The sequence below is a fragment of the Bacillus cereus group sp. BfR-BA-01355 genome, assembly GCF_022663675.1.
In the GTDB taxonomy this organism is placed as follows: Bacteria; Bacillota; Bacilli; order Bacillales; family Bacillaceae_G; genus Bacillus_A; species Bacillus_A thuringiensis_S.
The window spans coordinates 40711-63260 of the sequence record NZ_JAKUFY010000022.1; the positions used below are offsets into that span (position 1 = coordinate 40711).

Consider the following 22550-nt stretch of genomic DNA (forward strand, 5'->3'; position numbering starts at 1 on the left):
TGAGAAAATCATGTTAAAATAATTTTAGTTTCCAAGGAAACTAAAATACAAGGAGGTTAACAAGATGAAAAAATCTAAACTAACTTTCATTTTATATGTTGTCTGTATTAGTGCCTTACTCGGTTCCTTCGCTCAAAATATTTACACACCTATCTTACCGATGATTCAAAATTCTTTTCACACTTCTCTTTATCTTGTAAATGTAACAGTTTCACTTTTCACATTCGTTCTTGCAATTATGCAGCTCGTATATGGACCTTTAATTGATACAAAAGGGAGAAAATCTGTCCTTATCCCTAGTTTAGTCATTAGTACAATTGGTTCAATCGGATGTGCTTTTTCGGCAAACATTTATTTATTTCTCTTTTTTAGAGCTGTTCAAGCTATAGGAATAGCGGCTATACCTGTAGTTTCAGCAACGATTATCGGCGATTTATTTGAAGGAAAAGAACGCGGAGAAGCGATGAGCCTGTATCAAATGTTACTTGCTCTCGCTCCTGCGATTGGCCCTCTCATAGGTGGTTATCTCGGCAGTATAAATGGCCACTTATCCGTATTTCTCTTTTTATCTACACTTGGCATTATCTTATTAATTATAAACATTTCACTACTTCCAGAAACAAAGCCAACTGTAAGTAAGCAACCGCAAGCAAAAAAAAATTGCTGGTTTATCTTAAAAAATAAAACTGGATTTTCTATTACTCTTATTGGCTTCATTCAATTTTGTATTTACTTTTGCTTTCTCGTTTTTTTACCGAGCATTTTAGCAAATTCATTTCATTTAGCTGCAAATGCAATTGGTCTTATGTTTGTACCAATGTCTCTTTCTATCATGCTAGGAAGTTATTGCTACAAGCTTTTGCAAAAACGCCTCACAACAAAGCAAGCTTTATTCATCACTAGTTTCTTCAATATTATATGTATCACTTTATTCTCTTTAGCATATAGCAACAATATCCCAACCGTCATTATCGTTACCTCTTTATACGGTTTTAGCATGGGACTTTCTATGCCAACTCACACTACTTTATTAACGGAGGAATTCGTACAAGAACGCGCAACAGCCATCGGTATGTATAACTTCATACGCTATCTCGGTATGGGCACAGGGCCACTTGTAGGTGGATTTCTTGTATTTAATCAAAATTACTTTTGGATTTTCTTCCTAGGTGCAATTACATTTCTATTTATCATTTTATGCGCAATGAAAATGCTACGTTTTCAGGCTGTACAAAAAGCAAAATAGAGACCTATAGATGGTCTCTATTCTAAACTCTTTGATCTGCAACGATATGAATATCAATATACTTCGTTTCTCTCATAATTTCATTTACAATTGAACCTTTTCGAATTTCTTCCCACCTTGTTCTTGCTGATTGTCCGAGTAAAATTTGCGTTACTTGTAGTCTTTTCGCAACTTCAATAATAACATCCGCTGGCTTTCTTCCTTTTGCCTCTTCTAAAACAAAACTCGCATCAAATTGATTCGTTAACGACTTCCACTCTTCAATCGTCTGCTTTTTCCCAGCTGAAATAGAATCTATATTTTCCCTCTCAACGTTTAATACGTACAATTCAGCATTTAACCGATCAGCCATGCGCCATCCCCGTCGTATTAATTTCTCCGCTGTCGAACTGTATTGTACACAAACAAGAATTTTTTCTTTTACACCAATCGGTTCTATTACTGTTTGGCTAATTTTCTCGTCCATATCATCTGCCACTTCCCGAAGTGATAATTCTCTTAGTGCCCCTAAATTATTAAGCGTAAAGAAATTTTGTAAGCTTTGCTCTATTTTTTCTTCCTTATATATCTTTCCATCTATTAACCTCTTCCTTAATACTTCCGGCGTTGCATCAACGAGCTGAATTTCATTTGCTTTTTGTAAAATAAAATCTGGAATACGTTCTCGCACTTTAACATTCGTAATTTGAGCAACAATGTCATGAACACTTTCTAAATGTTGAATATTAAAAGCTGATAAGACGGATATACCGGCATCTAGCAATTCCTGTACATCCATATAACGTTTCTTATTTTTAGATCCAGGAATATTGCTATGCGCAAGTTCATCCACAACAACGACTTGCGGTGCACGTTTTATAATTCCTTCCACATCGAGTTCATAAAATACTTTCCCTTTATACTCTATTTCTTTTAAAGGAACTTTTTCTAAATCAGCAATTGCTTCTTCCGTCTCTTTTCTACCGTGCGTTTCAATTAAACCAATTACAATATCCGTACCATCCTTTTTCATTTCTCTTGCATCAAAGAGCATTTTATAACTTTTTCCTACTCCTGGAGCCGCTCCTACATATAACTTTAACTTCCCGCGGTTTTGCTGACGAATATATTCTAAATACTCTTCTGGTGTTCGCCTTTGAAAAGTTGGTTTATAGTCATCCGCATACAAAACACTCACAACCTTTCTTTCGAAACAACGCTACCTCAATCCGTTAGATTGAGGTAGCGTTGTTTCTATTTCAGTAGTTTCTGCAATTCTAAATTTAACTTTAAAACGTTTACGCGGTTCTCTCCAAATAAGCCAAGTGCAGCACCTTCTGTTTGATCTTTAATCAACTGATTTAGCGTTTCTTTCGGAATATTCGTTAATTTAGAGATACGATCCACCTGCACAGAAGCTGCCTGCGGACTAATATCAGGATCTAGCCCTGAACCTGAATTCGTCACTAGATCAATCGGCAATTCTGTTACCGGAACAGCCCGATTTTGTTTCTTCCACTCTTCAATACTTTTCTCTACTCGTTTCTCTAAATCTGGATTAGATGGTGCATAGTTATTTGAACCAGATGCTTCAGCCTTATATTCAATACTAGAAACACGCCCTTGAAAATAACGTGGATCCGTGAAGTTTTGACCAATTAATTTAGAACCAATCACTTCATTTTTATCATTATATATTAGACTTCCATCCGCATTATCCTTCATTACTGCTTGTGCAATACCAGTAACAATAAGCGGATATACAAGCCCGCACAACACTAAAAATGTAAAAGTAATACGGATAATTGGTGATAGTATACTTTGTTTCTTCGCCATCTTTTTCCCCTCTTCCTTATATGAACAAGCCGACAATTATATCAATTACTTTAATTCCAATGAATGGTACAATCACTCCGCCAAGTCCATAAATAAGTAGGTTTCGGCCAAGTAGTGCATTCGAACTCATTGGTTTATATGCGATACCTTTCATCGCCAATGGAATGAGTAATGGAATAATAACTGCATTAAATAGTAATGCTGATAAAATCGCTGACAGTGGTGATGTTAGTTTCATAATGTTTAATGCCTCCATTTGCGGAATCGCAAGTGTAAACATCGCTGGAATGATTGCAAAATATTTTGCAATATCGTTCGCAATACTAAACGTCGTTAACGCACCACGCGTCATTAACAATTGCTTACCAATCCCTACAACCTCAATAATTTTTGTCGGGTTCGAATCTAAATCAATCATATTCGCTGCTTCTTTCGCAGCTGTCGTACCACTATTCATCGCTAATCCAACGTCAGCCTGCGCTAATGCCGGCGCATCATTTGTACCATCACCTGTCATCGCTACAAGTTTCCCTTTATCTTGCTCTGCTTTAATAACCGCAATTTTATCTTCTGGCTTACACTCAGCAACAAACTCATCTACCCCTGCTTCTTTTGCAATCGTTGCTGCTGTTAACGGGTTATCACCTGTACACATAACCGTTTTAATCCCCATTTGGCGCAATTGTTCAAAACGCTCACGCATACCTGGCTTTACTGTATCCTTTAAATAAATTAAACCGTAAATACGATTATCCACTGCAACTACAAGTGGTGTCCCGCCCTCTTTGGAAATGGAATCTGCTTTTTGATTTACATCTTTCGGAATCGTTCCACCTTGTGACCTAACCCATTCAATTACGCTACCTACAGCACCTTTTCTCACTTTCGTTCCATCCTGTAAATCCACACCACTCATTCTCGTTTCTGCTTTGAACGGAACAAAATCACCTTGCTCTGCAATTTCTCGATTATATGATATAGCTTTCGTTTTTACATATTCTATAACTGATCGACCTTCTGGTGTTTCATCTAAAACTGAACTAATCGCGGCCCATTTCCCTACTTGCCCAATCGTCTCATTTCCTACAGGAAGCAATGTATGTGCCATTCGGTTCCCGAAAGTAATCGTACCTGTTTTATCTAAAATGATTGTATTAATATCACCCGCAGCTTCTACTGCTTTACCCGACATCGCTAACACATTGAACTTTGTCACGCGGTCCATCCCGGCAATACCAATTGCTGATAATAAACCACCAATTGTCGTTGGAATTAAACAAACTAACAACGCTACAAGTACAGCTGTATCAATTTGAAATCCTAAATAGTTTGTAAAAATCGGCAACGTCACAACAACGATTAAGAAAATAAGCGTTAAACTCGTTAATACTGTATTTAAAGCAATCTCATTCGGCGTTTTTTGACGAGCAGCTCCTTCTACTAACGAAATCATTTTATCAATAAATGATTCACCAGGATTACTCGTAATGACAATTGTAATCTCATCACTTACGACCATCGTCCCGCCTGTTACGGAACAAAAATCGCCGCCCGCTTCTTTTATTACAGGAGCTGATTCCCCTGTAATTGCAGATTCATCTACAGATGCTAATCCTTTGATTACTTCGCCATCATTCGGAATCATTTCTCCTTGTTTTACGATAACAACGTCACCTTTTGTAAGATCAGTTGCTGAAACTTGGACAATGTCTCCATTTTCTTTTACAACATTTGCAAACACATCTTTCTTCGACTGCTTTAAAGAATCGGCTTGCGCTTTACCACGACCTTCTGCTAATGCTTCTGCAAAATTCGCAAATAAAACTGTAAATAATAGAATGAGAGAAACTGTTATATTAAACCAACCTGGTATACTACTAGAACTACTTGGAAGAAAAGATAAAATGAACGTAATGATAAATCCAATTTCCACAACGAACATAATCGGATTCTTTATCATGACTTTCGGATTCAATTTCGCAATGGATTGCTTCATCGCATGTGTTACGATATCACGATCCATCGTTTTCGCTTGTCTAACTTCATCTTCTACAGCATGTATTTGTGACTCATTTAATTGTTTTTCTTTTACTACTACCGGTCTCATCATTTACCCTCCATTACTTCAATGTAAGAAATTCTGCAATTGGTCCGAGTACTAACATCGGGAAGAATGTTAATGCACCAACAATTACAATTGTTCCGATAAAGATACCACCAAATAAACTATTATCTGTACGGAACGTTCCGACTGTTTCTGGCACTACCGTTTTTTCTTTCAACGAAGCTGCCACAGCTAGCATCGTAATTAAACTGAAGTAACGTCCTAAAAACATAACTAAACCAGTCGTAATATTCCAAAACGGTGTATTATCTCCTAATCCTTCAAATCCAGATCCGTTATTCGCAGCTGACGATGTATATTCATATACAACTTGCGTTAAACCGTGGAAACCGGAATGAGAAATAGCATCCGTCCCTAAATTTGTTGAAAGAGCTAATGCCGAAAAGCCTAAAATGAGCAATGGATGAAATAAAATCGTGACCGCAATTAATTTCATTTCCTTACCTTCAATCTTTTTACCTAAAAACTCTGGTGTCCGTCCAACCATTAACCCAGATATAAACACTGCAATAATTGCATACATAATAATATTTACAAAACCTGCTCCAACGCCGCCATATACTGTGTTTAACATCATATTTACAAGTGGAACTAAACCGCCAATTGGTGTTAACGTATCATGCATCGTATTAACGGCGCCTGTTTCAGCAGCTGTCGTTACCGTTGCGTATAGTGAAGAAAATACCGTTCCAAATCGTACTTCTTTCCCTTCTGTACTTCCTTGTACATGTTCGATACCCATTCCATTTAATGCCGGATTCCCGTTTAGTTCAGATGTCGTAATTGTTATAAATCCTAGTAAAAACACCATAAAAAGTGAAACGAAAAGGATGCGACCTTGTTTTTTATTTCCTACCATTCGTCCGTACGTAAATGGAAGTGCTGTTGGTAATAACATCATAAGCATCATTTGCAAAATATTACTCATTTGTCCTGGATTTTCAAAAGGATGCGTAGAGTTTGCTCCGAAAAATCCACCGCCGTTATTTCCAAGTTCCTTAATGGAAACGAATGATGCAACTGGCCCACGTAATATACTTTGTTTCGCGCCATCAATCGTTTGTGCTGTAACGGCCCCGTCTAACGTTTGTGGTACACCAAGTGCGACAAAGACTAGCGCCGCAATAAATGCGATAGGAAGAAAAACTCTCGTTAACGCTCTCGTAAAATCAACGAAAAAGTTACCAAGTTCTTTTCCAGCGAGCCCTCTTATAAATGCCATAACGAGTGCTAATGTCGTTGCTGGTGCTGCAAACATTAAAAATGTAATTCCGATTAATTGTGATAAATAAGATAAACCATTTTCACCGCTATAATGCTGTAAGTTTGTATCAGCCATAAAACTAATTGCTGTATTAAAAGCGAGCGTAGGCTCCATTCCTTCAATATGTGCTGGATTTAGCGGCAACACACCTTGTAATCTGAAAATGAAATATACGACAACAATCATAAATCCATTGAGTAAAACTAATGATAATGCGTACTGTTTCCACGTTTGATTGTATGCTTTTACACCTGTAATTTTAAAAATAAGTTTTTCAAAAGGCCCGAATACTTTATCTAGCGTTTTGCTACCTTGAAAAGCTTTCTCTAAATAAATCCCCGTTGGCTTTGCTACTAAAATAAACAAGAGCATTGTAATAATGACTGCAACCCAAATCATAATGAATGATTCCCCCTAATTAAAACTTCTCTGGATTTAATAATGCATACACTAAATACACTGTAATTGCTGCGACTATAACCGATAAGACAATCATCATGATTGCTTTCCTTCTTTCACAACTTTATCTGACCAACTTGCAAGACTTGCCATCGATGCAACTAATAAAATAAAAATCCCGACCATTACAACATCTAACATAACTATCCCTCTCTTCATTTTGTTAAAATTTACCATTTAAATATTAAAAAAGAACACTGAGCTCTACTCAGTGTTCAAAAAATGAACAACAAAAAGTAAACCTCCTCTCTAAACGCTTACGAGGTTAGCTGTCGGATTCGGGCCTAAAGAGTAGCCCTACTTTCAAAACTGAAAGATTCACCCCAAGTGACGATGCACAAAATTGGTTCCCCCGCTCCATTTCTGGAACTCAGCGATTTTAGGTTTTTTTGGAAATTTTATGAATGATTTATGAGAGTAAATATACTCCTCTATATTTCACTTGTAAAGGGGTAAATTACTGAAAATAAGAAAATATCCATCTATTTAAACGCTTACATTGAGTATTATTAATATTCTTTCATCTATTTACTCGTCTTTTCTTTCATTTTCACAGAAATGATCTTTTCGATACGAAATAAAAAGAGCGAATGACATAAAGTGCATAGCTTGTTGCACTTAGCATTCGCTCTTTTTATTTCACTATTTATTCTCCTCGTAAAAAAGCACGTAAATTTCTCCCGCGAATATAAACTTGTGACAATTCTGCATGTAGCTGCTCATATTCGATAACATCTGTTTTTAAATATAAAGCGTCTTTCGATGGCAATATGATATAGGGCCTTGGAAAAATAGGATCCAGCACCACCAATTCTTGAACTCGCTCTACTGATACCGCCCAACGATTCGCTATATCTCCTAGTAACAACACTTTCATCTTCTTTTCCTCCACCCTATTCAAAAAATAAAAAAGAAATATTATCACAATTCGTAAACACGACAAATTTAGCTCCAATTGTTTCATAGAGCCTCGCTGGATATCGTTTATTCCTTGTAACAACAGTAATAGGTGCTTGAAAAGAAAAGCGAATGTGTTCTGTGAAGAAACTAACGATTGGAAGCTCATCTCCTAGTAAAATCACCTTCTTAATACACTCACAAATACTAGTAAAGTCCTGCTCCTTACTGCAACTATAAGTCCAATCAAACCCACAATTCCTAACTTCAGCCGCTATCTCTTCATTTGCCGTAAAAATAATTAACTCATGTTGAAATGATACTAGATCTCTTAAACTATCTACCTTACTTTCTTCTCCAACACAAATAAGTGTTAGTTCCATGTACCTCATCCTCCTTAGTATAAAAGAAATCAAACATAGATTGATATTCCCCTATACTAATCAGATCGATGAAGTGATGTATCCATCATGGCACCGTCCTCTCTCAAGACGCTTACGAAGTTAGCTGTCGGATTCGGACTTTGAGAGTAGCCCTACTTTCAAATTTGAAAGATTCACCCCTAGTGCAGACGCACAAATTGGTTCCTCCGCTCCATATAATTGGACTCAGCGTTTACAAAAAAATATATTCTGGCTGATATATTACTCCTGTATTTTGAAAAAGTAAACAGAAAAAAAGCCAGTTATAAAACTGGCTTTTCACTTATCTATACACGCGTTCTATTCACTTTATACGCAAAATGATTCGTCGGTCCATGACCACTACCAATATTCAATGGCTCTTCAATTGCTATACTAATAAATCGTTTTGCTTCTTGAACAGCATCTTTAATTAAGTATCCTTTCGCAAGTCCTGCTGTAACCGCTGAAGCAAATGTACACCCACTTCCATGCGTTTGCTTTGAAGGAATTCGCTCGCTTCTAAACTCAATAAATTTTTCTCCATCAAAGAGGAAATCAATTACTTCATTACCTTGATATTCTGCATGTCCGCCCTTCATAAGCACATATTTAGCACCTAATTCGTGCAATACTTTTGCAGCTTCCTTACTATCTTCAATATTATGAATCTCCATCCCAGTTAACACTTCTGCTTCTGGGACATTCGGTGTTATAACAGTTGCTACTGGTAATAAATATTCTTTTAATGCTTGAACTGCTTCTTGCTGTAATAATGATGCACCGCCTTTTGCAATCATAACGGGATCTAGCACAATATTATTCCAGCCAAACTTTTTAATTTGTTCTGCAACAATTTGAATTATTTCACTACTAAATAACATTCCTAGTTTCACTGCATCTGGTGTTAAATCCGTACCAATTGAATTCAGCTGTTCTGTAATACCTTCTAACGGAACAGGATATACCCCTTGAACGCCAAGCGTGTTTTGAGCAGTAATTGCCGTAATAGCCGTCATTCCGTATACACCAAGCTCTTGGAATGTTTTTAAATCTGCCTGAATTCCAGCACCGCCGCCGCTATCAGACCCTGCAATTGTTAAAGCTTTATTCACTTTCATCCCACTCATCCTTTTCTATCCAAAATAGCGATGATAAATCGTTTTTGCTTCGCTTATATCTTTCGTTCCATGTACGAGTACACGACCATCTTTAAAAGCAACTAATCTCTTTTCTTCCACAGAAAATGATAATAAATATGGATTTACATTTAAATCATTTACACGATCATCCAGCAGCTTTTTGTACCTCTCAAAATCCATTTCCTCTTTATGAGGTGGTCTAATTTGAACTGTATTTCGCCCGCATAAAACTGCTGTTTTCGATGTGTTTTCTTTATTTAAATACGGGTATATCGCATTCTCTCCACATGAAGGACAATTATGCTGGCGAAGCTTTTGTACATTCATACATAAATACTCATTCTTCCACATATCAAACGATACAAGCCCATCTCGAAGTGATTCGTAATCTTCTACTAACAGTTTAAGAGCTTCTGTTACTTGATGAGAAACGACAAGAGATACAGCAGGTGATATAATACCCGCTGTATCACATGTTGCCCCGCCAAGCGGAATCGACTGTAATAAACATGATAAACACGGTGTTTTACTAGGAAGGATTGTGTAAGAAAGACCGTAACTACCTACACATGCACCGTAAATCCATGGAATAGAATATTTTTGTGCTATATCATTCACAATAAAGCGTGTTTCGAAATTATCAGTCGCATCAATAATTACATCAACGTTTGTAACAAGTTCTTCTAGCTCTTCAGCTGTTACATCTTGAACGAGAGCTTTTATTGTTACATCGCTATTAATCTCTTCTAAACGTTTTTTAGCCGCTATAGCTTTTGGGAGATTATTCTTTACGTCGCTCTCTGCATACAATTGTTGTCTTTGTAAATTACTCCAATCTACATAATCACGGTCAACAATTGTTATCTTGCCCACACCCGCTCTTACAAACATCTCTGCATTTGCACTACCTAATGCACCTGCACCGATAATAAGTACATGCTTTTCTCTTATCTTTTGCTGCCCTTCTGCTCCAATTGGAGAAAATAGTTCTTGGCGAGAATATCGATTATTCAACTACGCTCATTCCTTCTAAAGGACTACTTGCAGTTGCACAGCGCTTACGTGCAATACGACCTGCTTCAAATCCTAAACGGCCTGCTTCAATACTTAGTTTCATTGCTTGTGCCATTTTAATAGGATCTTTTGCTCCTGATACAGCTGTATTTAATAACACACCATCTGCTCCTAATTCCATTGCAAATGCCGCATCAGCTGGGCTACCAATACCAGCATCAACGATAACTGGTACTGTCGCTTGTTCAATAATGAAGCCCAAATTTAATGGATTTACAATACCAAGTCCTGATCCGATTGGAGATGCTCCTGGCATAATCGCATGCACGCCAAGCTCTTGTAATTTACGTACTAATACAACATCATCAGATGTGTACGGAAGTACGATAAATCCTTCTTCCAGTAACTTTTCAGATGCCTTTAACGTTTCTACCGGATCCGGTAATAACGTTCTATCATCACCAATAACTTCTACCTTTATCATGTCACAAAGCCCAGACGCTTTTGCTAATTTTGCAATGCGAACAGCCTCTTCAGCATTTTTTGCCCCTGCTGTATTTGGTAATAACTTATATTTTTTCACATCAAGTTTCTCTAATAAATTAGGTTGCTTTGCATCAAAGATATCCATACGACGTACTGCAAACGTTAAAATTTCAGCTTCAGAAACGTCAATTGCCTTTTGCTGTACGTCAAAATCAGGGAATTTACCTGTTCCTAATAAAAGTCTAGAATGAAATGAAAATGGTCCAATGTTTAACATAATCAACCGCCTCCTACGAAAGTTACAATCTCAATTTGGTCTCCATCAAAAACAGATGTATCTGTATGATCATCTTTTTGTAAAATATCTTTATTACGCTCTACTACAACAATTCTGTTATCTAGCTCTAAATGTGTAAGTAGCTCGGCTACTGTTTTTACACTCTCTGGCACTTCAATTTGATTACCATTAATTTTCAAATTCAAACTTCCATCCCCTTTCTAAACCGTTTTAGAAAGCAATGAATCTAGCAAATGATTCTCTTGCTTTCCTTCTATTAAATCAGCCATATATTGGCCAGAAACAGGACTTAATAAAATACCGTTTCGATAATGGCCCGTGCAAGCATATAAACCTTTTATTTCTTCATGCTCTCCCATATAAGGAGCTTCATGATTCGATTGTGGTCGTAATCCTGCCCACGTGCTTTCCCATTCTGCTTCTTTTAAAGCTGGCAATATTGTATAAGCACGCTCTAATATAGAAGTTATACTTTCTGGCTGCACAGTTTTATTGAACGTATGTGGCTTCATTGTTGCCCCAATTACGTAACGTCCACCGCGCTTTGGAGTAATGTAAAATCTTTCTTGAAAAATAGGTGCTTTTAAAAGTTGTTTTCTACTTTTTACCGCAACCACTTCTCCTTTAACTGGATATGTACCCCAATCACGGTGAAAATAACTGAGTAACTGCGTACTCCATGAACCTCCTGCAATAACGACTTTCTCACATGTGACAATACCTTCACTTGTAATAACTCCAGTCACTTTATTATTTTCAATACGGATATCAAATACTTCTGTTTGCTCATATATATCCGCACCGGAAATTGTCGCAGAATGTGCAAATGCTTTCGTAAGCTCTGGTGCAATAACATGACCGTCTTTCGGATAATATACTGCTCCTATAATAGATTCGGATAGATATGGCTCTTTTTCCCGCACATGGTCTCCCGTTAGAAAATAAGAATCTTCACCTGTTTTCTGCTGCCAATCCATAATGTGAAGAATTCTTTCCTTCTCATCTGCATTTTGAGCAATACGATAAATTCCTTTTTCTTCATATCCAATATCAATACCCGTCTTTTCACGTAAAACTGCTGCAAGTTGTGGAAATATAGCTCGGCTTTCTCTAGCAAGTTCAAATAGCGGATCATACGCATCCCATTCTGCTTGAACACCAAGTAAACCAGCAGCTGCTTTCGAAGCTTCCGATGCAATTTTTTGCTTCTCTACAATCGCTACTTTATGTCCTCTTTCTGCTAGAAAATGTGCAACTGAACTACCAATTACACCACCACCAATAATCGCTACATCATACTTCTCACACATGTTTTTCCGCCCACTTTCTTATTGATTCCTTATAAGACTTCGCTTTGCTATACGGGTTACTACTACTTAAAATTCCAGACATAACAGCAATTCCACTTACTTCACTTGCCAGAATATCCTTTGTATTCTCAGGAGTAATCCCTCCAATAGCTATAATTGGTATCGATAAGCTCCTTGCAATGTCCGAAATTTCTTCAAGCCCTCTCGCTGGCACACCTTTTTTACACTCTGTTAGGAATACATGACCATAAACGAGCGAATCAGCCCCGTTCTTAAAAGCCTCTATCGCCTCTTCTAAAGAATGTACGGAATAACCGACATGCAAATAAGAAAACTTTTCTTTCACTGACCTTACATCTGTGCTTCGATACCCTAGCTGTACACGCGGGATATTTAATAAAATAGCAATATCAATTCGATCATTGATAACAAGCTTTGATGCTGGAAAGCCTTTTTTCAAAAGGCTTTCCACCCCTTCATATAATTCCTTCGTACTTTTCTCACGCTCACGAATATGCAAATAATCAATCTCGCTCTCAATTTGCATCGCTACACTCACTAACTCTTCGAATGACATGTGACCATTTGAGATTACATGAAGCTCATTTTTCATATTCATTCGCCTACTTTAAAATATTTTCGAATAGCTCATCGGCCGGAACGATTTCTTTCGTCATTCCTTTATCTTTCAGCCATTTATTTTGTTTTTCCCATGATTCTTTTGAATCTGATAAAAATGGCTCATCTTTCGTTTCCATCTTCTCTAATAAAATTTTCATACTTTCTTTTTCAACTTCTGGTACAAGCGGGAAGTTTTCTTTTTCTTGATGATTTAATAAAATATTTAATGCTTCATCTGGATTTTTCTTCATGAAATCATAGCCTTTTTTCGTACCACGTAAGAAGGCTTGCAACGCTTCTTTATCTTTTTTCAACGTTTTATCACCTGTTACAAATACAAGCTCATGATAATTCGGTACACCATAATCTGCTGGATTAAAGTACGCTGGTTCATGACCTTCATGACGCATAACAGGTACTTCATGGTTAATGTATGCCCCTGTTACCGCATCCACTTTTTTCGTAATTAATGCTGGTACTAAATCAAAGCCAACATCGACTACTTTCACTGTATCTGGATTACCACCAGCTTCTTTTACCATCGTTTTTAAATACATCTCACTTAAAGGTGTTCCAGAATATCCAACTGTTTTCCCCTCTAAATCTTTTGGCGATTGAATGCCTGCTGACTTCAGTGATACAACATGATTTAATGGGGAACGTACGACAGCTCCAATTGATTTCACTGGAATTTGTTCGTTTGCTTTTGCCATAACAACATCTGGTTGATAATATAAGCCAACCGTTACTTTTCCTGCAGCTGCTAAAGTTAATGGATCAGTCGGATTAGAAGGGAATTTAATATTCACCTTTACTCCTTCTTCTTTAAAATAGCCTTTTTCAATTGCTGCATAAATAAAGCTATGTACCGCATTTGGGTACCAATCAAGCATGACCGTTATTTCTTTTTCTTTTTTACTCTTATCTGATGCTGAATTACTAGAACATCCAGCAATCATTGCAACTAATAATGTAAACACAAAGATGCGTTTTAATAATTTCATGAATGCCTCCTCCAACTAATGAATTTCTTTTCTAATATCGAAATAAGGATGACGAAGAAAATAGCTAGTAATGATAACAATACAATGGGTGCAAATACACCTGCTCCGTCTAACTGCGTCATCATTCTTTTACTGAAATATCCTAACCCAGCTTGCGCACCGAGCCATTCGCCAATTGCTGCTCCGATAACACTAAGCGGAACTGCGATTTTTAAAGCTGAGAAAAAATAAGGAAGAGCAGACGGCAATTTTAATTTAAGAAAAACATCTTTTTTCGTTGCCCCGTATGTAACTAAAAGCTCTTCCCATTCTTTTTTCGTACTGCGTAGTCCATCATACGTATTGACCGCAATCGGGAAAAACGTAATTAAAACCGTAACAACGACTTTACTCCAAATCGTATATCCAAACCATAAAACGAAGAGCGGAGCAAGCGCTGTAATAGGAATCGTTTGTGAAGCGACTAATAATGGATAAAATGCTCTCTCCATCCAATTACTCGCGTTCATTAACATCGCTAGCCCTACCCCAAGTACGATAGAAATTGCCACACCTATTAAAACGACATATAATGTTGCCGGCAAATGAACCGTAAATAATATATCTTTTAGTTTCCATATCTTCATTACAATCGCAGACGGTGACGGTAAAATGTACATTTCATCTACGATCCTTGCGCCTACTTCCCAAAAGGCAAGTAAAATACTAGAAAGTGTAAGGGCAGGTAATAGCTCCTTCAACCGGTTCATCATACGAGTACCTGCCTTTGTAACATACTAAGAAGCTCATCTTTAAGCGCTAACACTTCAGGTTTATATAAATCTTTTCTTGTTCGATTACAATCAAGCGGTACAACCCTCTCGGTTAAAGTAGTTATCGGTTGCTGCTCTACTACTAAAATTCGATTAGAAAGAAACAACGCTTCTTCCACATCATGAGTGATAAATAAAATTGTTTTTTCCCACTCTTTCCATTGTTCAAACAGCCATTCTTGCAAAGATGCCTTCGTTAAAGCGTCCAACGCGCTAAACGGTTCATCTAACAACAATATCTCCCCACCTGTTAATAAAGTTCGAATAAAAGATACGCGTTGTCTCATACCACCAGATAAATCTTTCGGATATTTTGTCTCATACCCTTGTAAGCCAAATTTATGTAGCAGTTCCTTGGCCTTTATTTGTGCTTCTTTCTTCTGTACACCTTGACACTCTAGCGGCAGAGCAGCATTCTCAATAATCGTTCGCCACGGCAGGAGCATATCTTTTTGGGGCATATACCCTACAGGATGGCTCTTCGTTTCTGTCAGCTCTATCTGCCCAGTACTTACTTCTTCTAAACCTGTAATAAGGCGAAATAGAGTACTTTTCCCGCATCCACTCGGTCCGATAATACTTACAAACTCTTTATCTTGTATAGAAGCATTTAATTCATTGATGATTGGTTTCTCATCATAATGAAAAGAAACATTATGAAACTGTAGTATGTTCTTGCTCCTCAAATCCCCACATCTCCTTACGATAGGACATATCCCAGAATAAATATTCAAATCGACTGGAATATAGGAAAATCTCCTCTAATTGATCTAGCTCTTTTTCAGACTTTCCAACTGCCATTTCATTTAATAAATCGATTAACCAAATACAAAGGTTACCGTATTCTTCAGAACTATATCCTTGAATCCACTCACCAAAGAACTCATGATCTCTTGCTCCAGAAATATCATTTAAACGCTTTCCAATTTCCCAGTAGCTCCACATACATGGAAGAAGTGCTGCTATTAATTCCGCAAGTGTGCCATTTTGAGATACAGACATCATGTAATTTGTATAAGCCAAATTTTTAGCAGATGGCTTTGCAGACTCTATCTCCTCTATAGAAATTCCCAGTCTTTTTGCATATTGTTTATGGATTGTCATTTCTCCATTTAATATGCCATCAATTTGTTCAGCAAATTTCCCCATTACTTGTGGATTTGTTGCTTTTACAACACCAATCGCATATAGCTTTGCATAATCTAACAAATATAAATAATCTTGAATAATGTAATACTGAAACTTATCTTTTTCTAACGTGCCATCCCCCATACCTACTACAAACGGATGATTATGACTCATCTCCCAAACTGGTTGTACAGTTTCTAATAATCTATCGCAAAATTTCATTTCGCTATCCCCTTCCGGTATGTGTATTTAAATAAAAAACCACTTCTAAATAAGAAGTGGTTACAGCAAATAAAATTATAATTTATTCGTTGCTCCACTTCCCTTCGCTAGTATTACCTAGATCAGGTCTGTAAGGGTTAAGGATTATTCCTCTCTCAGCACAACAAGCACCCCTAGTGGTTTCAATATGAAATTTTTAAACAAAAAAGCCCCGTTTCTATACGCAAAGAAACGGGGACTTATTATTAGTGTCCGAATTGCTTCCCTACGCTAGCATAATCTAGATCAGGTAATGAAAAGGATCAAAGGCTTACGGCCTACTCTCAGCTGGCAACACCAGCTCTCCTAGCAAACTATGAAATTATCACTGTCAGTATAACATCGTAATAAGACATCATCAACTGTTTTAATTTTCTCAATTGTCAACAAAATAACAAAACTATATAATACTTATATTCTATCTTAGAAATTATTATCCTAATTAATTGGATAATAAGGAATCATTATCCTCAAAAAATTTATTTTTATATTGATTTCATATTACATTTATGTGAATACACCCACTATATTATATCTTTATACTATAATAAAATTACAACTATACAACTAGAGGAGGTCTCTATTATATGAATATGAAAGCTACTGCTTTAACAGCAACTACTGTAGCGATTGCTTCTTTACTTCCTTCTATGGGTGAAACAAATGTACAAAAAGCAAACGCTGAACAATTATCTAATATTAAAACTGGGTATGTCAAAGTCGATCAAGTAGCATTACATACAGAAGATAGCGTAAAAAGCACATCAATTGATACAATTCGCTTTAATACAAAAGTGAACATCCTTGAAATAACTAATGGTTGGTATAAAGTATCTGTTCATAATAAAGTAGGTTATGTACAAAAAGATGCTATTTTACTAAAAAACAAACTTCGATCTAATGATCAATACATCGTCAATGCTAATGCATTGAACGTTCGCTCCGAACCTAATTTAGAATCTTCCATTTTAGATGTATTACCAAATGGCAAGTTCATTACCGTTCAAGAAGATCAAGGCGAATGGTATAAAATATCACATAATGGCCAAACAGGTTACGTACAAAAAGCATTCATCTCTAATGGTTCACAGCCCTTAGTAAAAGGAATCACCGTTCAAAATAATACAAAATATACTGTTGCAACACCTAATCTGAATGTACGTAGCAACACTAGTACAAGTAGCGCTCTACTCGGTTCATTACAAAAAGGTACACAAGTACAAGTAGTAGAAACTGCAGGAACTTGGTATAAAATTCGTTTTGGCACAGGATACGGATATGTAGCAAAACACTATGTAGTACAAAATCAACCACAAGCCAAAACAGATCAGCCTTCATCTATTCCAGCTGCTTTCAAATTCCCTGCTCAAGGAAGAATTAGCTCAACCTTTGATATACGCTGGGAACAAATGCATTATGGTATAGATATTGCCGCTCCAGGGAACGTCTCTATCCAAGCTGCTGCTGCAGGTAAAGTTGTGAAATCTTATTATTCAGCTAGCTATGGCAATGTTGTTTTCATTGCGCATCAAATCAATGGGAAATTATATACAACTGTTTATGCTCATATGAAGGATCGCACTGTACAAGCTGGTGATCAAGTACAAACTGGACAATTAGTAGGTCATATGGGAAACACAGGTCATTCATACGGGCAACATCTTCATTTTGAATTACATAATGGAGAATGGAATTTTGAAAAAACAAATGCAGTAAATCCACTGCCATATTTAGTTAGGTAAGTTGTATGCCACGCAATATACCTCTTATAATTGAATACGTAGCCTTTTTAGGTTTAATCTGTTGTTTAATCATTTACAATACAAACATTGTATTTTTATCTATTATTATTGCTTTTGTTGCATTAGAAATTATGATGGAATCATTTCAAGTGCAACTAAAACAAAAAATTGCCCATATTTATAACGCTATATTTCTTTTGAGTGCTCTCATAACAAATATAATTAGTAATGGCTTTTATTTATCTACTGTATTTCCAATATTCTTTATGGCTGTTTTATTATTTGTAGCTAGATATATTAATGTCCCTTATAACCAAAAACAAGAACAAGAAGCTTAGAAAGAGGAGACACTGTGTACCAATCTTTCAAAGATACTCCAATAAAATACATATTGAATTTGTATAAGAAAGCCAATACTTTTTTTGGTATACAAGGAAGTTATACTGCACAACTTCTCCTATATGGAATGTTGTTTCTTGTCTTAATCACTTTCTCCTTGTTTTACTAACAAAAAAGGATCTCACATAAACTGGAGATCCTTTTTAATTTATATTAATTTTTCATATCGAAAATATTGTTTATCCACAAGCATATTTTTCATAAATAAAGCTCAGATTATATTTTTTCTCTAAGCTCATTCGTTGTTCGTCATCACACCAATAGAAAAGAATATCATGAATCGTTGCGTAACGCTTATTTTTAAGAAATAGCCTAAAGAATGATGGTAAACAATCATGTAATTGTATAAATATATAATTGCGTAGTGTTTCTTCTTTATATTCAATGCCCTTACAAATATACAGTAATTCTTCACAATAATATGCATGCTGTGGAACTTGTATCATTTCGAAAAATGGCACATAAGATAGTAGCTTTCCAATAAAATGACCGTATCGATCCATTACTCCTAGCGTCATATGCTCCATCATTTCTTTCATCACATATAAATAATCATCTACATGAGTTGTCTTTAACGGGTCTAAGCGATCGGAAATTTGAGATAATACAGCTCTTTGACATGCTAAAACTGCCTGACTAGGTCCATAATATGATAGGAAATCTGTACACTTACGATATTTACGTAATAAATCATGTGTATATAAATCATATACGAAAGTATTACAATACATTGCTAAACTCATCATATCACTATTTAATTGCTCTTTTGATAATGATTTCGCTCTCTTGCACATATAAAAGAATGTAAACTCCAATACTTCTTTATGAGATAATAAATGTTTACAATCGGTTATACATTTCTCATTAAATTTAACTCTATCCCAAATTTCAATATCCCTATCTGTCAGTTCACCTATACGATATTTAATAATTAAATAGTTTAAAGCAACTGATTGCGTCAAAAGATCCCATGTTTCATATTCCAATGAAGTATGAACAAACTCAGCTAATCCTTGCGCTATCATAAAAGCATTTGCCTCTTCATACCAACCAATCTCTTGGCATAAGCGAAGAATACGCACTAAAGTTGGAATTTCATCTTTATGAAACTGCGGTAAATTCTTTACTTTATTCATGCCATATACGATAAATGCCGCTAAATTTTCTTCTTTATAAAATTCTTTCTCTTTCCATACTAATATAGTTCGTTCTTTCCCCTCACCTTTTGGGTGACAAGGTACAAGCAAAGAAAATAATTCAGCGAAATTATTTGGTTCTATATATGTATCTGTAACCAAATTCCAATTTGGATCGCCCTGTACAGCCTTCATATAATTCCCCTTCCCTTTTCATCTATGTAGGAAATATTAATTTAATATCGAACCATTAAAAATTAATATTGTTATATTCAAAATCTCTCATAATACTTATATCTATCAGTATATCATCTTTTCTCTTATTAAAAATTAAGAATAACAAATTTTAAAAAACTGTCGAAATTATTCACCATATACTTATTATATAATGCCTCAGATACATCACGCTAATATATTAGTTTAATCCATATATACTAGAATAATGCATCTGAACTTTATATATAATTTAGCTCTTTATGAGTGACCATTAAAATCTCGGTTAATTAAAGTTTCAATTTATTCTGTATGCTCTGAGATTTCGCTCAAGGCAAATCCAGCTTGATCATCTGCCGATTCCCTTATAGCTAAATCTCCTAGTGCTAACATGCCAATAAGCTGACCACTATCAACTACTGGTAACCGTCTAATTTGATACTGTGCCATTAGCTCTGTAGCCTTTTCAATAGAATCATTTGGAGAAACTGAGATAATATTTGTTGTCATTACATTTGTAATTTTATTAGATCCAGGATGTTTTTCAGCAATCCCTCGAACAACTAAATCTCGATCAGTAACAAGCCCAACAACTTGCTCATTTTCAACAACAGGAATTAATCCAACCGATTCTTCCTTCATTTTTACAGCTGCCTCATATACATTGTCTAGCGGTGTACAATGTACAATATGGGTACTCATTAAGTCTCTAACTTGTCTCATTATTTATTTCCTCCTTTTTATACATACCATAGCTTTTCCAAAATTCCTTTATTTATTTCTGGAAAGTAACATTATAAAAAGGATTAACAAAATAAAAAAGAGCCAGCATAATGCTGACTCTTTTTTGTATGACCCGTACGGGATTCGAACCCGTGTTACCGCCGTGAAAGGGCGGTGTCTTAACCACTTGACCAACGGGCCATGGCTCCGCAGGTAGGACTCGAACCTACGACCGATCGGTTAACAGCCGATAGCTCTACCACTGAGCTACTGCGGAATAATATATGATGGGCCTAAATGGACTCGAACCATCGACCTCACGCTTATCAGGCGTGCGCTCTAACCAGCTGAGCTATAGGCCCATATAACTTACAGGGGCAGTAGGAATCGAACCCACACTGGAGGTTTTGGAGACCTCAGTTCTACCTTTAAACTATGCCCCTAAATGATGCCGGCTAGAGGACTTGAACCCCCAACCTACTGATTACAAGTCAGTTGCTCTACCAATTGAGCTAAGCCGGCATAAAAAAAATGGTGGCTCGGGACGGAATCGAACCGCCGACACGAGGATTTTCAGTCCTCTGCTCTACCGACTGAGCTACCGAGCCAACATAAATGGCGGTCCCGACCGGGGTCGAACCGGCGATCTCCTGCGTGACAGGCAGGCATGTTAACCACTACACCACGGGACCATTTGGTTGCGGGGACAGGATTTGAACCTGCGACCTTCGGGTTATGAGCCCGACGAGCTACCGTACTGCTCCACCCCGCGACAATATTAAATTTAAAAAATGGAGGAGGTAGAGGGATTCGAACCCCCGCGCGACTCTCGCCGCCTGTCGGTTTTCAAGACCGATCCCTTCAGCCGAACTTGGGTATACCTCCATGAAGGAAAAATAAATATTTTATTATTATATGTCTAAACCATTTAAAAGAAAATGGAGGAGGTAGAGGGATTCGAACCCCCGCGCGATTCTCACCGCCTGTCGGTTTTCAAGACCGATCCCTTCAGCCGAACTTGGGTATACCTCCGAGACATATATTAAATAAAGTGGAGCCTAGCGGGATCGAACCGCTGACCTCCTGCGTGCAAGGCAGGCGCTCTCCCAGCTGAGCTAAGGCCCCATATTTTTTGGAATATCGGGAAGACAGGATTTGAACCTGCGACCCCCTGGTCCCAAACCAGGTGCTCTACCAAGCTGAGCCACTTCCCGTTAATAAAAGCGCGCCCGAGAGGAGTCGAACCCCTAACCTCTTGATCCGTAGTCAAACGCTCTATCCAATTGAGCTACGGGCGCATATGGTGCCGAGGGCGGGGGTCGAACCCGCACGGTGGTCACCCACCGCAGGATTTTAAGTCCTGTGCGTCTGCCTGTTCCGCCACCCCGGCATGTCATATTGAAAATTGGAGCGGAAGACGGGATTCGAACCCGCGACCCCAACCTTGGCAAGGTTGTATTCTACCACTGAACTACTTCCGCAAGACATGTATGAGTTGTTTTATTAAAAGTGCGGGTGAAGGGAGTCGAACCCCCACGCCAAAGGCGCTAGATCCTAAGTCTAGTGCGTCTGCCAATTCCGCCACACCCGCATGTTTTATTAAAAATGGTGAGCCATGAAGGATTCGAACCTTCGACCCTCTGATTAAAAGTCAGATGCTCTACCAACTGAGCTAATGGCTCTTAATGGCTGGGCTAGCTGGATTCGAACCAGCGCATGACGGAGTCAAAGTCCGTTGCCTTACCGCTTGGCTATAGCCCAATAATTAAGAATGGTGGAGGGGGGCAGATTCGAACTGCCGAACCCGAAGGAGCGGATTTACAGTCCGCCGCGTTTAGCCACTTCGCTACCCCTCCGACATATATGGTGGAGGATGACGGGATCGAACCGCCGACCCCCTGCTTGTAAGGCAGGTGCTCTCCCAGCTGAGCTAATCCTCCATTTTGCCTGGCAACGTCCTACTCTCACAGGGACAAGGTCCCAACTACCATCGGCGCTAGAGAGCTTAACTTCCGTGTTCGGTATGGGAACGGGTGTGACCTCTCTGCCATCAT

General features: G+C 37.4%; 23 protein-coding genes, 20 tRNA genes, 1 rRNA gene and 4 riboswitches. Of the genes, 3 read left to right on the plus strand and 41 right to left on the minus strand.

What is annotated here, in order from left to right:
• Positions 1 to 64 precede the first annotated feature (64 nt).
• Positions 65 to 1246: an MFS transporter gene (locus tag MR167_RS10050; protein ID WP_242314514.1), complete on the plus strand. Its 1182-nt coding sequence runs from the start codon at positions 65 to 67 to the stop codon at positions 1244 to 1246.
• 22 nt (positions 1247 to 1268) lie between these two features.
• Here MR167_RS10050 and kdpDN read toward each other — a convergent pair whose 3' ends face one another.
• The 18 genes from kdpDN to tenA all read right to left on the minus strand — a co-directional run bounded on the left by kdpDN (position 1269) and on the right by tenA (position 16244).
• On the minus strand, positions 1269 to 2423 hold the full coding sequence (gene kdpDN, locus MR167_RS10055) for a KdpD-like non-kinase potassium sensor (protein ID WP_074790778.1): 1155 nt from the start codon (positions 2421 to 2423) through the stop codon (positions 1269 to 1271).
• Between the two features lie 56 nt (positions 2424 to 2479).
• Positions 2480 to 3061, minus strand: a complete 582-nt coding sequence (gene kdpC / locus MR167_RS10060) for a K(+)-transporting ATPase subunit C (RefSeq protein WP_242314516.1) — start codon at positions 3059 to 3061, stop codon at positions 2480 to 2482.
• Positions 3062 to 3077: 16 nt separating this feature from the next.
• The gene (kdpB, locus tag MR167_RS10065) at positions 3078 to 5168 is read right to left on the minus strand and encodes a potassium-transporting ATPase subunit KdpB (RefSeq protein ID WP_242314517.1); all 2091 of its coding nucleotides are present in this window, start codon (positions 5166 to 5168) and stop codon (positions 3078 to 3080) included.
• Positions 5169 to 5181: 13 nt separating this feature from the next.
• Complete coding sequence (gene kdpA, locus MR167_RS10070) at positions 5182 to 6849, minus strand: potassium-transporting ATPase subunit KdpA (RefSeq protein WP_000638328.1); 1668 nt, start codon at positions 6847 to 6849, stop codon at positions 5182 to 5184.
• A gap of 19 nt (positions 6850 to 6868) precedes the next feature.
• Complete coding sequence (gene kdpF / locus MR167_RS10075; protein WP_000973728.1) at positions 6869 to 6949, minus strand: K(+)-transporting ATPase subunit F; 81 nt, start codon at positions 6947 to 6949, stop codon at positions 6869 to 6871.
• The gene (locus tag MR167_RS10080) at positions 6946 to 7050 is read right to left on the minus strand and encodes a SipW-dependent-type signal peptide-containing protein (RefSeq protein WP_000887894.1); all 105 of its coding nucleotides are present in this window, start codon (positions 7048 to 7050) and stop codon (positions 6946 to 6948) included. The genes kdpF and MR167_RS10080 overlap by 4 nt, the downstream gene beginning before the upstream one ends.
• Before the next feature lie 99 nt (positions 7051 to 7149).
• Positions 7150 to 7295, minus strand: a riboswitch (cyclic di-AMP (ydaO/yuaA leader).
• Between the two features lie 260 nt (positions 7296 to 7555).
• Positions 7556 to 7786: a hypothetical protein gene (locus tag MR167_RS10085; protein WP_000866315.1), complete on the minus strand. Its 231-nt coding sequence runs from the start codon at positions 7784 to 7786 to the stop codon at positions 7556 to 7558.
• A 16-nt stretch (positions 7787 to 7802) separates the two neighbouring features.
• On the minus strand, positions 7803 to 8189 hold the full coding sequence (locus MR167_RS10090; RefSeq protein ID WP_000424067.1) for a hypothetical protein: 387 nt from the start codon (positions 8187 to 8189) through the stop codon (positions 7803 to 7805).
• Positions 8190 to 8282: 93 nt separating this feature from the next.
• Positions 8283 to 8430, minus strand: a riboswitch (cyclic di-AMP (ydaO/yuaA leader).
• Positions 8431 to 8515: 85 nt separating this feature from the next.
• Entirely contained in the window at positions 8516 to 9328 is an 813-nt protein-coding gene (gene thiD / locus MR167_RS10095; protein WP_242314519.1) for a bifunctional hydroxymethylpyrimidine kinase/phosphomethylpyrimidine kinase, read from the minus strand.
• A 15-nt stretch (positions 9329 to 9343) separates the two neighbouring features.
• The gene (gene thiF / locus MR167_RS10100; RefSeq protein ID WP_242314521.1) at positions 9344 to 10363 is read right to left on the minus strand and encodes a thiazole biosynthesis adenylyltransferase ThiF; all 1020 of its coding nucleotides are present in this window, start codon (positions 10361 to 10363) and stop codon (positions 9344 to 9346) included.
• Positions 10356 to 11126: a thiazole synthase gene (gene thiG, locus MR167_RS10105; RefSeq protein ID WP_242314524.1), complete on the minus strand. Its 771-nt coding sequence runs from the start codon at positions 11124 to 11126 to the stop codon at positions 10356 to 10358. Before thiG ends, thiF begins: the two co-directional genes overlap by 8 nt.
• Before the next feature lie 2 nt (positions 11127 to 11128).
• Positions 11129 to 11332, minus strand: a complete 204-nt coding sequence (gene thiS / locus MR167_RS10110; RefSeq protein WP_001049505.1) for a sulfur carrier protein ThiS — start codon at positions 11330 to 11332, stop codon at positions 11129 to 11131.
• Between the two features lie 15 nt (positions 11333 to 11347).
• On the minus strand, positions 11348 to 12457 hold the full coding sequence (gene thiO / locus MR167_RS10115) for a glycine oxidase ThiO (RefSeq protein WP_242314526.1): 1110 nt from the start codon (positions 12455 to 12457) through the stop codon (positions 11348 to 11350).
• On the minus strand, positions 12450 to 13070 hold the full coding sequence (gene tenI, locus MR167_RS10120; protein ID WP_000787187.1) for a thiazole tautomerase TenI: 621 nt from the start codon (positions 13068 to 13070) through the stop codon (positions 12450 to 12452). The genes thiO and tenI overlap by 8 nt, the downstream gene beginning before the upstream one ends.
• A 10-nt stretch (positions 13071 to 13080) precedes the next feature.
• Positions 13081 to 14082 (minus strand): ABC transporter substrate-binding protein, encoded by a 1002-nt coding sequence (locus MR167_RS10125; RefSeq protein WP_000771335.1) that lies wholly within the window; start codon positions 14080 to 14082, stop codon positions 13081 to 13083.
• Complete coding sequence (locus MR167_RS10130) at positions 14079 to 14831, minus strand: ABC transporter permease (protein WP_242314532.1); 753 nt, start codon at positions 14829 to 14831, stop codon at positions 14079 to 14081. The genes MR167_RS10125 and MR167_RS10130 overlap by 4 nt, the downstream gene beginning before the upstream one ends.
• The gene (locus tag MR167_RS10135) at positions 14831 to 15580 is read right to left on the minus strand and encodes an ABC transporter ATP-binding protein (RefSeq protein ID WP_242314529.1); all 750 of its coding nucleotides are present in this window, start codon (positions 15578 to 15580) and stop codon (positions 14831 to 14833) included. Before MR167_RS10135 ends, MR167_RS10130 begins: the two co-directional genes overlap by 1 nt.
• Positions 15549 to 16244 carry a thiaminase II gene (gene tenA / locus MR167_RS10140; RefSeq protein WP_000666835.1) on the minus strand — a complete coding sequence of 232 codons (696 nt, stop codon included), beginning with the start codon at positions 16242 to 16244 and terminating at the stop codon, positions 15549 to 15551. Before tenA ends, MR167_RS10135 begins: the two co-directional genes overlap by 32 nt.
• An 82-nt stretch (positions 16245 to 16326) precedes the next feature.
• Positions 16327 to 16429, minus strand: a riboswitch (TPP riboswitch).
• A gap of 60 nt (positions 16430 to 16489) precedes the next feature.
• Positions 16490 to 16601, minus strand: a riboswitch (TPP riboswitch).
• Positions 16602 to 16870: 269 nt separating this feature from the next.
• Between tenA and MR167_RS10145 the strand changes: the two genes are divergently transcribed.
• Both MR167_RS10145 and MR167_RS10150 read left to right on the plus strand, forming a co-directional pair.
• Positions 16871 to 18025: an SH3 domain-containing protein gene (locus tag MR167_RS10145; RefSeq protein ID WP_001056038.1), complete on the plus strand. Its 1155-nt coding sequence runs from the start codon at positions 16871 to 16873 to the stop codon at positions 18023 to 18025.
• A gap of 5 nt (positions 18026 to 18030) precedes the next feature.
• Positions 18031 to 18363: a hypothetical protein gene (locus MR167_RS10150; RefSeq protein ID WP_001137820.1), complete on the plus strand. Its 333-nt coding sequence runs from the start codon at positions 18031 to 18033 to the stop codon at positions 18361 to 18363.
• Positions 18364 to 18603: 240 nt separating this feature from the next.
• On the opposite strand, the gene MR167_RS10155 is transcribed toward MR167_RS10150, so the two are convergent.
• From MR167_RS10155 to rrf, 23 genes are all read right to left on the minus strand, one after another.
• On the minus strand, positions 18604 to 19755 hold the full coding sequence (locus MR167_RS10155) for a DUF3965 domain-containing protein (RefSeq protein ID WP_000648916.1): 1152 nt from the start codon (positions 19753 to 19755) through the stop codon (positions 18604 to 18606).
• Positions 19756 to 20076: 321 nt separating this feature from the next.
• Entirely contained in the window at positions 20077 to 20496 is a 420-nt protein-coding gene (locus MR167_RS10160) for a CBS domain-containing protein (RefSeq protein ID WP_242314530.1), read from the minus strand.
• Between the two features lie 129 nt (positions 20497 to 20625).
• A tRNA-Glu gene (locus tag MR167_RS10165) sits at positions 20626 to 20697 on the minus strand.
• A gap of 1 nt (position 20698) precedes the next feature.
• Positions 20699 to 20773 (minus strand) — tRNA-Asn (locus MR167_RS10170).
• 11 nt (positions 20774 to 20784) lie between these two features.
• Positions 20785 to 20858 (minus strand) — tRNA-Ile (locus tag MR167_RS10175).
• Between the two features lie 10 nt (positions 20859 to 20868).
• Positions 20869 to 20939: transfer RNA gene (locus tag MR167_RS10180), tRNA-Trp, on the minus strand.
• A 6-nt stretch (positions 20940 to 20945) separates the two neighbouring features.
• A tRNA-Thr gene (locus MR167_RS10185) sits at positions 20946 to 21018 on the minus strand.
• A 10-nt stretch (positions 21019 to 21028) separates the two neighbouring features.
• Positions 21029 to 21104, minus strand: a tRNA-Phe gene (locus MR167_RS10190).
• 8 nt (positions 21105 to 21112) lie between these two features.
• Positions 21113 to 21188: transfer RNA gene (locus tag MR167_RS10195), tRNA-Asp, on the minus strand.
• A gap of 3 nt (positions 21189 to 21191) precedes the next feature.
• A tRNA-Met gene (locus MR167_RS10200) sits at positions 21192 to 21268 on the minus strand.
• A gap of 20 nt (positions 21269 to 21288) precedes the next feature.
• Positions 21289 to 21381, minus strand: a tRNA-Ser gene (locus tag MR167_RS10205).
• Between the two features lie 54 nt (positions 21382 to 21435).
• Positions 21436 to 21528: transfer RNA gene (locus MR167_RS10210), tRNA-Ser, on the minus strand.
• Positions 21529 to 21548: 20 nt separating this feature from the next.
• Positions 21549 to 21621: transfer RNA gene (locus MR167_RS10215), tRNA-Ala, on the minus strand.
• A 15-nt stretch (positions 21622 to 21636) separates the two neighbouring features.
• A tRNA-Pro gene (locus MR167_RS10220) sits at positions 21637 to 21710 on the minus strand.
• 10 nt (positions 21711 to 21720) lie between these two features.
• Positions 21721 to 21794: transfer RNA gene (locus MR167_RS10225), tRNA-Arg, on the minus strand.
• 3 nt (positions 21795 to 21797) lie between these two features.
• Positions 21798 to 21886: transfer RNA gene (locus MR167_RS10230), tRNA-Leu, on the minus strand.
• Positions 21887 to 21902: 16 nt separating this feature from the next.
• A tRNA-Gly gene (locus MR167_RS10235) sits at positions 21903 to 21977 on the minus strand.
• 29 nt (positions 21978 to 22006) lie between these two features.
• A tRNA-Leu gene (locus tag MR167_RS10240) sits at positions 22007 to 22087 on the minus strand.
• 15 nt (positions 22088 to 22102) lie between these two features.
• Positions 22103 to 22178: transfer RNA gene (locus tag MR167_RS10245), tRNA-Lys, on the minus strand.
• Between the two features lie 4 nt (positions 22179 to 22182).
• Positions 22183 to 22257, minus strand: a tRNA-Gln gene (locus MR167_RS10250).
• Positions 22258 to 22268: 11 nt separating this feature from the next.
• Positions 22269 to 22352 (minus strand) — tRNA-Tyr (locus tag MR167_RS10255).
• Positions 22353 to 22360: 8 nt separating this feature from the next.
• Positions 22361 to 22436 (minus strand) — tRNA-Val (locus MR167_RS10260).
• A gap of 5 nt (positions 22437 to 22441) precedes the next feature.
• Positions 22442 to 22550, minus strand: a 5S ribosomal RNA gene (rrf, locus tag MR167_RS10265); the annotation flags it as partial.